General features: G+C 35.2%; 12 protein-coding genes. 6 read left to right on the top strand and 6 right to left on the bottom strand.

Translation table 11 applies throughout. From position 1 onward, the window contains the following. Positions 1 to 16: 16 nt before the first annotated feature. From FA048_RS01280 to FA048_RS01290, 3 genes are all read right to left on the bottom strand, one after another. Entirely contained in the window at positions 17 to 451 is a 435-nt protein-coding gene (locus FA048_RS01280; RefSeq protein ID WP_136838193.1) for an SPOR domain-containing protein, read from the bottom strand. A 184-nt stretch (positions 452 to 635) separates the two neighbouring features. Further along, positions 636 to 3,944, bottom strand: a complete 3,309-nt coding sequence (gene secA, locus FA048_RS01285) for a preprotein translocase subunit SecA (RefSeq protein ID WP_136838194.1) — start codon at positions 3,942 to 3,944, stop codon at positions 636 to 638. Between the two features lie 147 nt (positions 3,945 to 4,091). Further along, a complete protein-coding gene (locus FA048_RS01290; protein WP_136838195.1) occupies positions 4,092 to 4,394 on the bottom strand; it encodes a hypothetical protein in 303 nt (100 codons plus the stop codon). Between the two features lie 344 nt (positions 4,395 to 4,738). On the opposite strand from FA048_RS01290, the gene purD reads away from it, so the two are divergent. Next, positions 4,739 to 6,010 (top strand): phosphoribosylamine--glycine ligase, encoded by a 1,272-nt coding sequence (gene purD, locus FA048_RS01295; protein ID WP_136838196.1) that lies wholly within the window; start codon positions 4,739 to 4,741, stop codon positions 6,008 to 6,010. Between the two features lie 203 nt (positions 6,011 to 6,213). On the opposite strand, the gene FA048_RS01300 is transcribed toward purD, so the two are convergent. Further along, on the bottom strand, positions 6,214 to 7,353 hold the full coding sequence (locus FA048_RS01300) for a TlpA disulfide reductase family protein (RefSeq protein ID WP_136838197.1): 1,140 nt from the start codon (positions 7,351 to 7,353) through the stop codon (positions 6,214 to 6,216). Between the two features lie 296 nt (positions 7,354 to 7,649). On the opposite strand from FA048_RS01300, the gene FA048_RS19880 reads away from it, so the two are divergent. After that, positions 7,650 to 7,808 carry a hypothetical protein gene (locus FA048_RS19880; protein WP_262709713.1) on the top strand — a complete coding sequence of 53 codons (159 nt, stop codon included), beginning with the start codon at positions 7,650 to 7,652 and terminating at the stop codon, positions 7,806 to 7,808. Positions 7,809 to 7,878: 70 nt separating this feature from the next. On the opposite strand, the gene FA048_RS01310 is transcribed toward FA048_RS19880, so the two are convergent. Both FA048_RS01310 and FA048_RS01315 read right to left on the bottom strand, forming a co-directional pair. Beyond that, positions 7,879 to 9,033: a TlpA disulfide reductase family protein gene (locus FA048_RS01310; RefSeq protein WP_136838198.1), complete on the bottom strand. Its 1,155-nt coding sequence runs from the start codon at positions 9,031 to 9,033 to the stop codon at positions 7,879 to 7,881. 84 nt (positions 9,034 to 9,117) lie between these two features. Further along, positions 9,118 to 10,299, bottom strand: coding sequence for a formimidoylglutamase (locus tag FA048_RS01315; protein ID WP_136838199.1), 1,182 nt, complete (start codon positions 10,297 to 10,299; stop codon positions 9,118 to 9,120). 236 nt (positions 10,300 to 10,535) lie between these two features. Between FA048_RS01315 and FA048_RS01320 the strand changes: the two genes are divergently transcribed. The 4 genes from FA048_RS01320 to FA048_RS01335 all read left to right on the top strand — a co-directional run bounded on the left by FA048_RS01320 (position 10,536) and on the right by FA048_RS01335 (position 15,141). Next, the gene (locus FA048_RS01320; RefSeq protein ID WP_136838200.1) at positions 10,536 to 11,498 is read left to right on the top strand and encodes an NAD-dependent epimerase/dehydratase family protein; all 963 of its coding nucleotides are present in this window, start codon (positions 10,536 to 10,538) and stop codon (positions 11,496 to 11,498) included. Between the two features lie 103 nt (positions 11,499 to 11,601). Beyond that, on the top strand, positions 11,602 to 12,900 hold the full coding sequence (locus FA048_RS01325; RefSeq protein ID WP_136838201.1) for an HAD-IB family phosphatase: 1,299 nt from the start codon (positions 11,602 to 11,604) through the stop codon (positions 12,898 to 12,900). 156 nt (positions 12,901 to 13,056) lie between these two features. After that, complete coding sequence (locus FA048_RS01330; RefSeq protein WP_136838202.1) at positions 13,057 to 14,022, top strand: tryptophan 2,3-dioxygenase family protein; 966 nt, start codon at positions 13,057 to 13,059, stop codon at positions 14,020 to 14,022. 54 nt (positions 14,023 to 14,076) lie between these two features. Beyond that, on the top strand, positions 14,077 to 15,141 hold the full coding sequence (locus tag FA048_RS01335) for a branched-chain amino acid aminotransferase (protein ID WP_136838203.1): 1,065 nt from the start codon (positions 14,077 to 14,079) through the stop codon (positions 15,139 to 15,141). Positions 15,142 to 15,164: the final 23 nt, after the last annotated feature.

The following is a 15,164-nucleotide window of genomic DNA, read 5'->3' on the forward strand; positions in this document are numbered from 1 at the left end:
GCTCAACTAATTTGGCCTATTTATTTACATCTAGATCTGGTGCATTTATTTTTTCTCTAAAAATAAATAAGGTTGGAAAAGTTCCTTTTAGTTCGTTTAACATTGCTTGTGCCTCCATCCTTGTTCTAAAATCGCCAATTCGCAAATAATAGTTGGGCTCTTTATATGTGATGTAAGTTCTAATTGTTGGATAAGCTGTTTTAAACCTATTTTGTTCATTAAACGCTTCTTTTCTATCTGATCCGTAAAAAACCTGAACTCGATAACCCATATCAGATACGATTGCCTTGCTTACTGGGTTTGTTACTGTTGGTTTCTGCTTATATAATTCAATCCGCTTTGCGATTAAACTATCTATTAGCGGGTCTTTTATTTCAGTAACTTCTCCTCTAGTTTGAGCAAAGGTTTGCTGTAGGCAGAGCAAAAAAACAAACACAAGGTATATTTTCATAATTATCAAGATAGATTGCCAGTTGTATTCTCGGCAATGACATCGGCTTTAAATAATAATGCCGAACTTTTTACAAAATTCGGCATTATTGATGGGCTATGCAAACTATAATTTTGTCATTCCGAGTAACGAGGAATCTGTTTAAAGAGATTCTTCACTGCCTTCAGAATGACAAGTTCTATATTTATACATTTGCACCATGGCAGTTTTTAAACTTTTTACCACTTCCACAAGGGCAAGGTTCGTTTCTACCAACAGTTGCTTCTTTGCGAATTGGTTGTGGTGGAGCCATTTCCCTGGTGTCTTCCATTGGCATTGCACTACTGCTTGATTGTGCAAATTCTGGTTTAGACATTTGTAATTTGCTTTGGGTACGTTTTGGAGCTTGAACTTCTCTAACATCTTCAGCCTCTTGCTGCACTGGAATACCACCTTTATATAAGAAACTTACAACTTCTTTATTTACAACATTTAACATGCTTTTAAACAAGTTAAAGGCTTCCATTTTATAAATAATTAACGGATCTTTTTGCTCGTAAACCGCATTTTGTACTGATTGTTTCAATTCATCCATTTCACGTAAATGCTCTTTCCAACTATCATCAATTAAAGCGAGAATAATCGTTTTTTCGAAGGCTTTAGTAACCTCACGACCATTATTGGCAATTGCTTTTTTCAAATCAACCGGAACTTGGATGTGACGCATACCATCAGTAAATGGAACAACAACCTGCTCAATGTGCTCACCTCGCTCTGCAAAAACCTGTTTTAAAACAGACATTGATTGATTGATGATTGCATCTGATTTACGGGCATAAAATGATGTTACTTCTTCAAATAAGATATCAGTTAATGTATGGATGTTCTTAGTATTGAAATCTTGCTCTGAAATTGCAGTATCAGAAGAGAAATTTTTGATTACTTCTAGTTTGAAACCTTCATAATTACCCTCTTCTTTGTATTCTGTTACAATATCTTCTGCAACATCAAATACCATATTGTTCATGTCAACATCTAAACGCTCACCAAATAAAGCATTCTTACGTTTAGCATAAATTACAGTACGTTGCGAGTTCATTACATCATCATACTCTAATAAACGTTTACGAACACCAAAGTTATTTTCTTCTACTTTTTTCTGAGCACGCTCGATAGAATTAGTAATCATAGAATGCTGAATTACTTCACCTTCTTCGATACCCATTTTAACCATAATATTAGAGATACGCTCTGAACCGAATAAACGCATTAGGTTATCTTCTAATGATACAAAGAATTGCGATGTACCTGGATCACCTTGACGACCAGCACGACCACGTAACTGCCTATCTACGCGACGAGACTCATGGCGCTCTGTACCTACAATAGCTAAACCTCCAGCTTCTTTAACGCCAATGCCTAATTTAATATCTGTACCACGACCAGCCATGTTGGTTGCAATTGTAACCTGACCAGCCTGCCCAGCTTCTGCAACGATATCTGCCTCTTTTTGGTGCATCTTCGCATTTAAAACATTGTGTTTAATACCACGAAGTTTTAACATACGACTTAACAGTTCAGAAATCTCAACTGAAGTTGTACCAACCAATACCGGACGCCCGGCCTCTGTTAATCTTACAATTTCTTCTGCAACTGCATTGTATTTTTCACGAATGGTACGGTAAACATAATCTTGTTCATCTTTACGTGCCATTACCCTATTAGTAGGGATCTCTACCACATCTAATTTATAGATAGACCAAAACTCACCTGCTTCGGTAGTTGCAGTACCCGTCATACCGCAAAGCTTGTGGTACATACGGAAGAAGTTTTGTAAAGTAACCGTAGCGTAAGTTTGAGACGCATCTTCTACTTTAACATTTTCTTTAGCTTCAATTGCTTGATGCAAGCCATCAGAGTAACGACGGCCATCCATGATACGGCCGGTTTGTTCATCAACAATCTTAATTTTCCCTTCATCGATGATATATTCTACATCAATTTCAAATAAAGTATAAGCTTTTAACAATTGATTTACAGAATGAATACGTTCTGCTTTTACAGAATAATCACGCATTAACGCATCTTTTTGAGCGATTTTTTCTTCGCTGCTCAAACTAGACTTTTCAATTTCGGCAATTGCTGAACCCACATCTGGTAAAACAAAGAAACTCGCATCTTCACCCTGTTGGGTAATTAATTCAATACCTTTTTCTGTTAATTCAACTTGATTATTTTTCTCATCTATGTAAAAGAACAATTCAGAATCTACCTTAGGCATATTCTTAGACTGCTCTGCCATATAATGATTTTCGGTTTTTAATAAAGTTTGTCTAACACTACCTTCACTTAAAAACTTAATTAATGCTTTACTTTTTGGCAAACCACGATGGGCACGTAATAATGCTAAACCACCATCGCCTTCTTCTGTACCTGTATTACCGCTATTAATTAATTTCTTAGCCTCATTTAAAGCTGAAGAAACAAATGTTTTTTGCGCATTAACCAAACGTTCAATGCGTGGTTTTAATTCATGAAATTCGTGTTGATCGCCAAAGGGCACAGGTCCAGAAATAATTAATGGTGTACGAGCATCATCAATTAAAACTGAATCGACCTCATCTACCATAGCAAAATGCAATTTGCGTTGCACCAATTGATCTGGTGTTTGAGACATGTTATCACGAAGATAATCGAAACCGAATTCGTTGTTTGTTCCGTAAGTAATGTCTGCTAAATAAGCGTTTCTACGTTCTTGTGAGTTTGGTTCATGTTTATCAATACAATCTACACGTAACCCATGAAACTCAAATAATGGTCCATTCCACTCACTATCACGACGAGCTAAATAATCATTCACTGTTACAATATGTACACCTTGACCGGCTAAAGCATTTAAATAAGCTGGCAATGTACTTACTAAGGTTTTACCCTCTCCAGTAGCCATCTCGGCAATTTTACCGCTATTTAAAACCATACCACCAATTAACTGCACATCGTAGTGAATCATGTTCCATACTACCTCAGTTCCTGATGCATCCCATTTATTGGCCCAATACGCTTTGTCGCCAACAATTTTTACATTGCTTTTACGAGCAGCGTAATCTCTATCAAATTGTGTAGCTGTAACCTCTAAACTTTCATTTTCACTTAAACGGCGAGAAGTTTCTTTAACAACTGCGAATGCAGATGGCATAATTTGAAGTAAAACTTTTTCTAATTCTACATCACGCTCTTTACCTAAAGCATCAACTTCATCATATAAAGCAGTTTTTTCTGTTAATGATAACTCTTGATTTTCTGCTTTTAACTTGATATCTGCAACTTTTGTATCAATATCTGCCAAAGCCGTAGCAATGGTTTCTTTAAATTCTACAGTTTTATTACGTAATTCATCGTTACTTAGTGATGAAAGTTTTGCGTACTCTTCATTAATTTGGGTTACTAAAGGCTGTAATACTTTAATATCTCTTTCTGATTTGCTTCCAAAAATTTTGGCTAAAAATCCTAACATGTTTATTTTGTGTTTATATAAATTCTAAAAATATTCAATTTGCAACAACCAAGCCACAGCATAATGCTGAGCCAACTTGGCAGTTAAGGAATAAAATTCCTTCCCATATCTGATTAGACAAGGATTTAAATTATAAATTGGGAATTACTAAGGGCTATTATTTTTTGGCTTTTTCCTAATCGTTAAATCTGCAACGATATGATTATGCGCCATGTGTTTTGAAACTTTAACCTCAGGCAATATGCCAATTAAAGTCAATTCACTATAGGTTAAGAAGAAAGGATTTCTCTGGTCATTTAGCTGATCTGTATCAGAACTGATAACTTGAGAATCGATTTGAGTTTTGTTGCAATAACGTTCTGTTAATAGTTTTAACCTACCAACATCTTCCGCTTTTGCGAGATGGGTAAGGCTAAAAAAGACTAGCGATATGGCTACAACGTGTTTCATTCTTGCGGCAAATCTAATTTTAATCTTTTACATACCGAAATATGAAGTGATTTAATAGCTTTTAACTCAAAAATCTATCCAAATATTTATGAATAGTCACTTTTTTTTGAAAAGCAATTGCAACCCTACTTTGAAAGCTAGTCGGGCTTTTCGTTTCAATCTTTTTTGCCCTTCGACTACGCTCTATGACAAAAAAGGATTTCCCCTCCAATTCCGTTTAAAAAACTAAAGTTTGTACTCGTATTAAGGCGTTTAGAAAATGAATGCCACTCTTTGGGATGATGCCAATGAACTATTGAGCCAATGAACTATAGACTATTGACTATTTTAATATCTTTGCTTCCATGAATATTCTATTGTTAGGTTCTGGCGGAAGAGAATGTGCTTTTGCTTGGAAGATGAGCCAATCTGCTCAATGCTCAAAACTATTTATTGCCCCTGGTAATGCGGGTACAAGTGCTTATGGTAAAAATGTAAACATTAACCCAAATGATTTTGAAGCCGTAAAAGCTTTTGCTTTAAAAGAAAGTATTGAACTTTTAGTAGTTGGCCCAGAAGAACCTTTAGTAAATGGAATTCACGATTTTTTCGCAAATGATGAAGCTTTAGTAGGCATTCCAGTTATTGGCCCGAAAAAAGAAGGTGCTATTTTAGAAGGGAGTAAAGATTTTTCTAAACAGTTCATGGAGCGTCACGGCATTCCAACGGCAGCTTCTAAATCTTTTACCAATGAAAACTTGGCAGAAGGATTAGCTTATTTGCAAAACCATGCAACTCCTATTGTGTTAAAAGCTGATGGATTAGCTGCTGGCAAAGGAGTTTTAATTTTAGATAATGTTGCCGAAGCACAAAAAGAATTAAAATTAATGCTTGGTGGCAAATTTGGCAATGCCGGAAGTACGGTAGTTGTTGAAGAATTCTTAACCGGAATAGAACTTTCTGTTTTTGTATTAAGCGATGGAAAAAACTATGTGATTTTGCCGGAGGCGAAGGATTATAAAAGAATTGGCCAAGGTGATACTGGTTTAAATACAGGTGGAATGGGTTCTGTTTCTCCTGTTCCTTTTGCAAATGAGACTTTTTTAGCAGAGATCAAAAGAGACATTATTCAACCAACCATTGATGGTTTGTTAAAAGATAACATTGATTATACAGGTTTCATTTTCTTTGGCTTAATTAAAGTTGGAGATAAACCTTATGTGATAGAATACAATTGCCGTATGGGCGATCCAGAAACTGAAAGTGTTATCCCACGTATAGAAAGTGATTTAGTTGAATTATTTAAAGCTTGTGCAGATAAGAAGTTAGACAGCTATCGGTTAGCAATTAGCCCTAAAAATGCCGCTACGGTGATGATTGTTGCTGGTGGTTATCCTGGAGATTATGAAAAAGGAAAAGCAATTTCTGGTATTGATAACTTACGCAACTCATTTGCTTTCCATGCCGGAACAACTTTAGAGGGGGGACAGGTTAAAACTAATGGCGGAAGGGTTATAGCTATTACTAGTTTACAGGATGATCAGTTTACAGCTTTACAATGCGCAACAGCAGATGCTGGCCGTATTTATTTTGATGGTAAATACTTTAGAGAAGATATCGGATTTGATTTGATGTAATTAAACCATTATAACTCGTCACACTCAGCTTCCTGAAGTAAATTTAGAACAGGTGAATGGGCATCTAATGAGATAGGGGTTTTGGTACTCAAAAGGATGCTTTTATCGCTTTACGATTCCCGTTTGCACGGGAATGACGACTTACCTTTAACATCAAAGGCTTCGAGAAACTCGAAGCCTTTGATGTTTATTTAAGATTAAAACTACTTAATTTTAGCATCTAATAATTCTGCTAATTTAGTTTGCAATGCTTCTCCACGAAGATTTTTAGCAACGATTTTTCCAGTTGGATCTACCAAAAAATTAAATGGAATACCCTGTACACCGTAACTTTTAGAAACCTCGTTATCCCACCCTTTCAAATCCGAAACATTTGTCCAAACTAAACCATCATCAGCAATTGCTTTTAACCAAGCATCTTTTTTACCAGGTTGATCTAAAGAAACACCTAAGACTGTAAAGTTTTTATCTTTCCATTTATTAAAAGCAACTATCACGTTAGGATTTTCTGCCCTACAAGGACCACACCAAGAAGCCCAGAAGTCTACCAATACATATTTGCCTTTAAAATCAGATAACTTAACCGGTTTGCCATCTGGATCATTTTGTGTAAAATCAGTAATCATACCAATTTGAGTTTTCTTAACACCAGCAATCATAGTTGCAATCTCTTTACCTAAAGCAGATGCTCTATATTCAGCCGCATATTTTAAGAATTGAGGCTCCACAACTTTTGGATCAATGTCATATGGCAATGAAAACCTATAAGCAAACAAACCCATGTAAGAATTCAGGTTTTCTTCAGCAAATTTCTTGTTTAAAGAATCAGCTTTATTAGCGGCGGCATATTTAGCCTTAAAAGGCTTCATGAATGTAGTATCCTTTTTTTGCTCTTGAGTATAGCCATTATATTCCTTCATCAAGATGTTTATTTGATCATAAATTGGCTTGAATAACGCACTGTATTTTGCATTATCATCATTCACTTTAGAGCCAGTAATTTTTGCATATTTTATGGAATCAGCAGCATCTACATTAATGGTTGCTTTTTCAAGGTACATCTGAAGTAAGTCTGAAGGAACACGCTTTTTAGGGTCAATTGGTGTCGCATCGTGTTTAACTCTAATCGAGGCTGAAGTTACTCCGTCAACCGAACCCTTAAATTCAAACACTCCATTTTTTAAGGTTGCAGAATCTGTAATGCTATTTGTGCCTACTTTATAAACTAAAAAAGCTTTTGCAGGTGCGTTTAGTGTGCCTACTTTACCTCTAATAGTAAAGTTTTGTTGTGCCATTAGGCCTATTGGTAATAGGCAAAAAGCAGATAAAATTAATTTTTTCATGATAGGTGTTTTAAATACTATTTATCAAATATATAGTAAATCCCGAATTTTTAGTGAAATTCTATTGCAAATGCTTATGGTAAAATGTAAACATTAACCAAATGATTTTGAAGCTGTAAAAGCTTTTGCTTTAAAAGAAAGGTATTTAACTTTTAGTAGTTGGTCCAAAAGAATCTCTAGTAAATGGAATTCAAGATTTTTCTGCAAATGATGAAGCTCTAGTAGGCATTCCAGTTATTGGTCTGAAAAAAAAAGGTGCTATTTTAGACGGCAGTAAAGATTTTTCTAAGCAGTTTATGGAGCGTCACGGCATTCCAACGGCAGCTTCTAAATCTTTCACCAATGAAAACTTGGCGGAAGGATTTACAGCTTTACAATGCGCAACAGCAGATGCTGGCCGCATTTATTTTGATGGCAAATATTTTAGAGAAGATATTGGTTTTGATTTGATGTAGTAATTAATTCCTTATAACAGAAAAGGCTTCGAGAAACTCGAAGCCTTTTCTGTTTATTTAAAGATATGGACTATTTAGATTTAGCACCTAAAAGTTCTTCTAGTTTTTTGTGCAATCCTTCACCTCTTAAACTCTTTCCTACAATTTTGCCTGTAGGGTCAATTAAAAAGTTTGCTGGGATACCTTGGATACCATATAGGTATCTAGCTTCATTTTCCCATCCTTTTAATTCAGAAACATGAGTCCAAGTTAATTTGTCTTTTTCGATTGCTTCTAACCACTTTTCTTTGGTGGTTCCTGTAGTACCTCCATCAAAAGATACACCAAAAACGGTAAAGTTTTTATCTTTGAATTTATTAAAAGCTGCAACTACATTTGGATTTTCCTCTCTACAAGGACCGCACCAAGCTGCCCAAAAATCAACCAGCACATATTTGCCTTTAAAATCTGACAGCTTCACCACTTTCCCTTCAGGGTCATGTTGCGCAAAATCTGGCGCTATTACACCTATTTGAGTCTTTTTAGCACCTTCAATTGTACTGGCAATATTCTTTCCTAAAGCAGATGCTCTATATTCAGCAGCATATTTTAAAAATTGTGGTTCTACAACCTTCGGATCAATATCATATCCCATTGATGCTCTGAATGCAACTAAACCCATGTAAGAGTTCAAGTTTTCTTCAGCAAATTTCTTAGTTAAAGGTCCTCTATCCTTATTAGCAGCAGTGTATTTAGCCATAAAAGGTTTCATAAAAGTTGTATCTTTTTTCTGCTCTGTTGTATAAGCATTGTATTCTTTCATGTAAATGGCAACCTGATCGTTCATTGGTTTAAACAATGCGATATATTTTGCATTATCGTCATTCACTTTAGAGCCAGTAATTTTTGCATATTTGATAGAATCAGCTGCTTCAACTTTTATAGTTGCTTTTTCAAGAAATACCGTAATTAAATCTGATGGAACACGTTTTTTGGGGTCAACTGGTGTTGCGTCATGTTTAACTCTAATAGATGCGGAAGTTACACCATCAACAGAACCTTTGAATTCAAATGTTCCATTTTTTAATGTTGCAGAATCTGTAATGCTATTTGTGCCTACTTTATAAACTAAAAATGCTTTTGCAGGTTCATTTAAAGTACCAACCTTACCTTGAATGGTAAAAGCTTGCTGCGCCATTAAACCTAGTGGTAAAAGGCAAAAAGCAGATAAAATTAATTTTTTCATTATGTATTTAATTAGGGTTTAGGGGCTTAGATTATAAGCAAATATAAAAAATCTGCACTTTAAAAAGATGCATCAAATGTAAAATTATGATAGCTTTTGATAAGTTCGCCACCATAAATCGGGCATTTCTCCATTAACAGCAGTATTATAATCATCATATCTGCAAGGAACTAGGTGATATCTTTCATTTTTTGAGATACCAGTTGGATAAGGAACTTGCATCCACCAACGGTCTGAACGTTTGCTTTTCACAAAATTCATTTCGCCAGAACCATCCTTTAAACTTGCCCTGTAAATGATATATTGAGATTTTGGCGTAAGCGGAAAATCTTGCTTGCGGTTATAATATCCATCTATAAAATACCAAACCATTTGTGCTAAAAGCATTGCTGTTTGCCCATTTCTATCAAAAGCTGGGTTAAATTCGTAAAACCCTATAGAAGTCAGTTTATCATTCATTCCGGCATAACGTGTAATTCTGCAAGCGTCTTCACCATAAAAACCATTTGGACCAGCATTTACATTTGCACCAGCATCTGCAGAACGAATAGCGCCCAGATCAAAACTTATCATATTTGCATTGCGAAGTACTGGTTCTGTTAAAGAAATATCAGGCATAAACTCACCTAATCGATGTACATCAAAATATAGCTTATCCATTACTTTTAAGCTATCTTGATTTACAAAATAAGTTTGGTAACCAACATTACTAAAATTAAATAAATAGTTCGGTTGATGTAAAAAAATCTTGCTTAGGTATGAGCTAGAAGTTGTTGCAACTCCTTCTTCAGTATCTTCATCTAAATCAAATTTAGAATCGATTACCACCAAATCCACTTTTTGCTCCAAGTTTTCATACGCCATATATTGGGCATAAGTAATGTCTTGTCCACCACCAATTATAATTGGCAAAATGTTCAATTTTATTAATTCAGCAACTGCAGTTTTAACAGCAAAATAAGTATCAGAAACTTCTTTGCCTGCTTTTATATTTCCAAGGTCGATTATTTTGCTTGTAAAAGAACCTTCATTTAAAGTATAAAACTGTTCTCTAAAATGTTCAGAGCCTAATGCACAGCCATTATTATTTACCGCTCCCCTATCATCTTTCACTCCAAAAATGGCAATATCGTATGTTTTTTCTTCCAATTCTGGAAAGCGATCTGTAAAAAAATTAGCCTTTAATCCTAGATGACTGGTTAAAAATCCTTGCTTAGGACTAAACTTATCTGGGTTAATAGGCGAAAAAAAATCGGATAAAGACATAAAAACGATATAAATGTTGGCATCAAATATCTATTTTTGGGCGGACATATTAATGAAACTGTTTGAACTTTATGTTGTAAAATTGTTTTTAGCTCATTTTTGAGTTGAACGAGGCTTATTTTTGAAGAGATAGCGGAGTAACTACCTCAAAAAAACGTAACGAATTTAAAGCCAAAAAGAAGCACAAACAGTTATTAGATAAATTTCAAATAGTTTCTGAACCTAAAAAAAATACGATGATACTGGTAACCGGCGCTACAGGATTTTTAGGTGCAGAATTAATTCATCAGCTAACTGCTCAAAATTTAAAAGTTAAGGCGTTAAAAAGAGAGACTTCTAAAATTCCAGTTTTATTAAAAGATAACCAGCTTATTGAATGGTTTCTTGCCGATATTAATGAACCCGAAAGCTTGGCAGATGCCTTCGAAAATATAACCCAAGTTTATCATTGTGCAGCATTCATTTCTTTTGATCCAAAAGACAAGACAAAATTATTAAAAGTAAACATCGAAGGAACTTCAAATATTGTAAACCTTTGTGCCGAGCATCAAGCTAGATTAGTTCACGTAAGTTCCATTGCAGCCTTAGGTAATGCCAAAAAAGGAGCGCAAATTACTGAGAAAGATTTTTGGGAATATGATTCAAAAGTTCACGCTTATGCCATTTCAAAATATGAAGGCGAAATGGAAGTTTGGCGTAGCATTGCCGAGGGTTTAGATGCGGTAATTGTAAATCCGGCTGTAATTATTGGCAGAAACGCTGGCTTTGAAGGTAGTGGTGCTATTTTTAAATTGGTAAAAGAAGGTTTGAAATTTTATACCAATGGCGCAACTGGAATTGTAGATGTAGAAGATGTTGCCAAGAGTATGATTGCCCTAATGAACAGCGAAATTACTGCAGAGCGCTATACTTTATCAGCCGACAACCTGAATTATAAAGATTTTTTTGCCGAAATTGCCAGTGGTTTTGGAATTAAGAAACCAGCTACTGAAGCTAAACCTTGGATGCTGGGCATTGCTTGGAGAGCTGCAAAAGTAGCCTCTATCTTTACCAGAAAAGCTCCTGCCTTAACAAGAGATGCTGCTCGAAGTAGTTTTAATTTGAGTTATTACAGCAATGAAAAAATTAGAAATGCTATAAATATTGACTTTAAACCATTAAAACAGAGTATTCGTGAAGTTTGCGAGGCTTTGAAATAACGCTAATGAACCCAACAGGATTAAGATTCCTCATTGAATGCGGAGTAATGATAATTTTATCCTCAAAGGCTCCAGCTACAATTAAAAACAAAAACACAACCAGGTGAAACCACAAAACTATTATATTATCGATTTCGACAGCACTTTTACACAAGTAGAAGCATTAGATGAACTGGCCCGTATCTCCTTAAATAAACATCCCGATAAGGAAGCTATCTTTAAAAAAATTGAAGATTATACCAATTTAGCAATGGAGGGCAAACTTTCCTTTTCTGAAAGTTTAGCCAAACGCGTACAATTATTAGAAGCAAACGAAGATCATTTAAAGCAGCTAATTACCCGTTTAAAGAAAAAAGTTTCTGCTTCATTTTCTCGTAATGCTGCTTTCTTTAAAAAACACGCTGATGAAGTTTTAATAGTTTCTGGCGGATTTAAAGAATTCATCACGCCTGTTGTAAGTCAATACCACATTAAAAAAGAAAATATTTATGCCAACACTTTTGTAACCACAGGTGATGGAAAAATTATAGACTATGACCATGCCAATCCATTAAGTGAAGAAGGTGGGAAAGTTAAACTAATTGGTCAGATGGGCCTGCAGGGCGAATTGTATGGCATTGGTGACGGTTATTCTGATTATCAACTTCGCGAAAGTGGATTGATTAAAAAATTCTATGCTTTTACAGAAAATATTGCCAGAGAAAGCATCGTTTCAAAAGCCGACCATGTTACCCCAAGTTTTGATGAGTTTTTGTATGTTAATAATTTGCCAAGGGCAATATCTTACCCTAAAAACAGAATTCTTTGTTTAGTGGTTGGAGACATCCCAAAAGAAAGCATCGAGCTTTTGAAAAAAGATGGGTTTTCGATTAGACACAAAACTTCTTTCGAGGAAAAATATGTAGCAGACGTTGGAATGATTTTATTAGCTGACGGCGAGAAAATTGAGCAGGAAAAGCTAGAGCGTGCTGTTAAGCTAAAAACCATTGGTTATTTAGGAAGTGCCAAAAACAAACTTTCTTTCCAAATTTGTACTGATATGGGAATTGTGGTTTTCGACGATCCAAAAAGTAATCCAAGAAGTGCTTCTTTTATTCCAAAACGAGTAATTGATTTCATGAATAAAGGAACGACTTACATGAGTAGTAACTTCCCTAATTTGCAATTGCCAGCTATCGATAAATCGCATCGCTTAATTCACATCCACAAAAATGTTCCTGGTATTATGGCGCAGATTAATACTATTTTCGCCAAACACAATATCAACATTGTTGGGCAATTTTTAATGACAAACCCTACATTGGGTTACGCTATTACAGATATCAATGCAGAATACGACAAACAATTGTTTAAATCGTTAAAGAAGATTGAGAATACAATTAAATTTAGAGTGTTGTATTAAATATAAAGATGGAAGTAAACATGGATTTTAAAACCTGGAAATGGGCATCCTTCATTAGCGTAATTATCGCTAGACCAAGTTAATTGATTAGTAAATAATTATTGTCGCAATTTATTAGCGAATACTATTTTCATTATTACTAATTTTAAATATGCCATGGATTTTACACCACAAATAAAAGACAAACTAGACAAGCTTCAAGAAAAATATGAAGCGATGGGTCAAGACATGGCCTCCTACCTTGACGGTCTCTTATACGCAGATTTTTTAACCTATTGGGATTACATCCACTTAGACACATTATTAAGCTTACAAAGCCCAAAAACACCATTTCCCGATGAAGAAATTTTTATCATGTATCATCAGATTACGGAATTGTATTTTAAACTGGCATTACATGAATGTAGGCAAATTGCAGAGCACCAAGAATTAACTGCAGAATTTTTTACAGTGCGTATAAAACGGATTAACTCTTACTTTAATGCACTAACAACTTCCTTCGAGGTAATGGTTAACGGAATGGAAAAAGAGCAATTTCTAAAGTTCCGTATGTCTTTATTACCAGCAAGCGGTTTCCAATCTGGCCAATACAGAATGATAGAAATCACTGCTACAGATTTTACCCAACTGGTTGATAAAAGTCAGAGAGTGGCACTGGTAAACAATACCATTGAAGAAAAATTTGAACACATTTACTGGAAGTTTGGCGCTACGGAATTATCGAGTGGCAAGCAGACCTTAACCTTAAAACAGTTCATTAAAAAGTACGCAGCGCAGTTTCTAGCTCTGGCTAAAGAACGTGAGCATACCAATTTTTCAGCATTATACCACAAACTAGTATCCAAGGGAGAAGATGTGAGCCAGTTAGCTGAAGAATTACGCAAGTTAGACCTTTACGTAAATGTAGAATGGCCTTTATCGCATTATAAATCAGCGGTGCGCTATTTAGAGAAAGACCCAACAGATATTGCTGCAACAGGTGGCACTAACTGGCAAAAATATTTGCCTCCGCGTTTCCAAAAGCGGATTTTCTATCCTTTCCTTTGGACACCAGAACAAATGGAAGAATGGGGAAAGGGATGGGTGCTTAGTGTACTCCAAACACTTCGAAACGAAAAATAAATTGGGTTTAAATGTGTTTTTTCGTACTTTTGCATTAAATTAATACTTAAGGCAGTGATAGATACTTTACAAATTAAGGTTACAGAAAATAGCAATCCAAGATTAGCTGAGACAGAATTTAAGGACATCCCATTCGGAAAGATTTTTACAGACCATATGTTTATGGCTGATTTTGAAGATGGAGAATGGAAGAATTTACAAATTTTACCTTATGGCCCAATTGAAATGAGTCCTGCAATTTCTGCTTTACATTACGGACAAGCAATTTTTGAAGGAATGAAAGCTTATCGTTTGCCAAATGGCGATGTAAGTGTTTTTAGAGCGAACAAGAACTTTGAGCGTTTTAACATTTCAGCAGATCGTATGGCAATGCCTACAATTCCAGAAGAGATTTTTATGCAAGCTATTTCTGCGCTAATTAATATTGATAAAGGTTGGGTGCCAACGCAAGAAAATTACTCGTTGTATTTAAGACCAGTAATGTTTGCTACCGATTCTTCTTTAGGTGTAAAAGCGAGTGATACTTATAAATTCGTTTTGTTGGCAACACCAACTGGACCATATTACACTAAGGCTTTAAAAGTTAAAATAGAAACTAAATTTACCCGTGCAAATGAAGGTGGTGTTGGTTATGCCAAAACTGCCGGAAACTATGCTCGTTCTTTATATCCTTTTGCAGAAGCGCAAAAAGAAGGCTTTGATCAGTTAATTTGGACAGATTCTGCTACACATACATTGGTTGAAGAATCTGGTGCAGCAAACGTAATGTTTGTTTTAGATGGCAAATTAATTACTGCTGCTGTAAGTGAAACAATTTTAAATGGCGTAACTCGTGATACCATTATCGCTTTAGCAAAAGATAAGGGAATTGCAGTAGAAGAAAGAAAAGTTACCGTTGCCGAAATTATTGAAGGTGCTAAAACCGGAAAATTAACTGAAGCTTTTGCCGTTGGTACAGCTGCAACAGTTACCCAAATAGGAGAAATTGGTTATCAAGGTGAGCTTTATAAATTAACTGATGCTAGTACTCGTACAATTTCTACTAGTATTGCAAAAGAATTAAATGACATTAGAAACGGTTTAGTAGCTGATAGATTTGGCTGGAATTGGATAGTTTAAAGAACTCATCCTGAACTTACCAA

This window comes from Pedobacter polaris (assembly GCF_005116505.1).
Taxonomy (GTDB): domain Bacteria; phylum Bacteroidota; class Bacteroidia; order Sphingobacteriales; family Sphingobacteriaceae; genus Pedobacter; species Pedobacter polaris.

Bases quoted from the DNA above. Each gene is read 5' to 3' on its own strand.
- FA048_RS01280 (WP_136838193.1), bottom strand. From the start codon at position 451: ATGAAAATATACCTTGTGTTTGTTTTTTTGCTCTGCCTACAGCAAACC.
- secA (WP_136838194.1), bottom strand. From the start codon at position 3,944: ATGTTAGGATTTTTAGCCAAAATTTTTGGAAGCAAATCAGAAAGAGAT.
- FA048_RS01290 (WP_136838195.1), bottom strand. From the start codon at position 4,394: ATGAAACACGTTGTAGCCATATCGCTAGTCTTTTTTAGCCTTACCCAT.
- purD (WP_136838196.1), top strand. From the start codon at position 4,739: ATGAATATTCTATTGTTAGGTTCTGGCGGAAGAGAATGTGCTTTTGCT.
- FA048_RS01300 (WP_136838197.1), bottom strand. From the start codon at position 7,353: ATGAAAAAATTAATTTTATCTGCTTTTTGCCTATTACCAATAGGCCTA.
- FA048_RS19880 (WP_262709713.1), top strand. From the start codon at position 7,650: ATGGAGCGTCACGGCATTCCAACGGCAGCTTCTAAATCTTTCACCAAT.
- FA048_RS01310 (WP_136838198.1), bottom strand. From the start codon at position 9,033: ATGAAAAAATTAATTTTATCTGCTTTTTGCCTTTTACCACTAGGTTTA.
- FA048_RS01315 (WP_136838199.1), bottom strand. From the start codon at position 10,299: ATGTCTTTATCCGATTTTTTTTCGCCTATTAACCCAGATAAGTTTAGT.
- FA048_RS01320 (WP_136838200.1), top strand. From the start codon at position 10,536: ATGATACTGGTAACCGGCGCTACAGGATTTTTAGGTGCAGAATTAATT.
- FA048_RS01330 (WP_136838202.1), top strand. From the start codon at position 13,057: ATGGATTTTACACCACAAATAAAAGACAAACTAGACAAGCTTCAAGAA.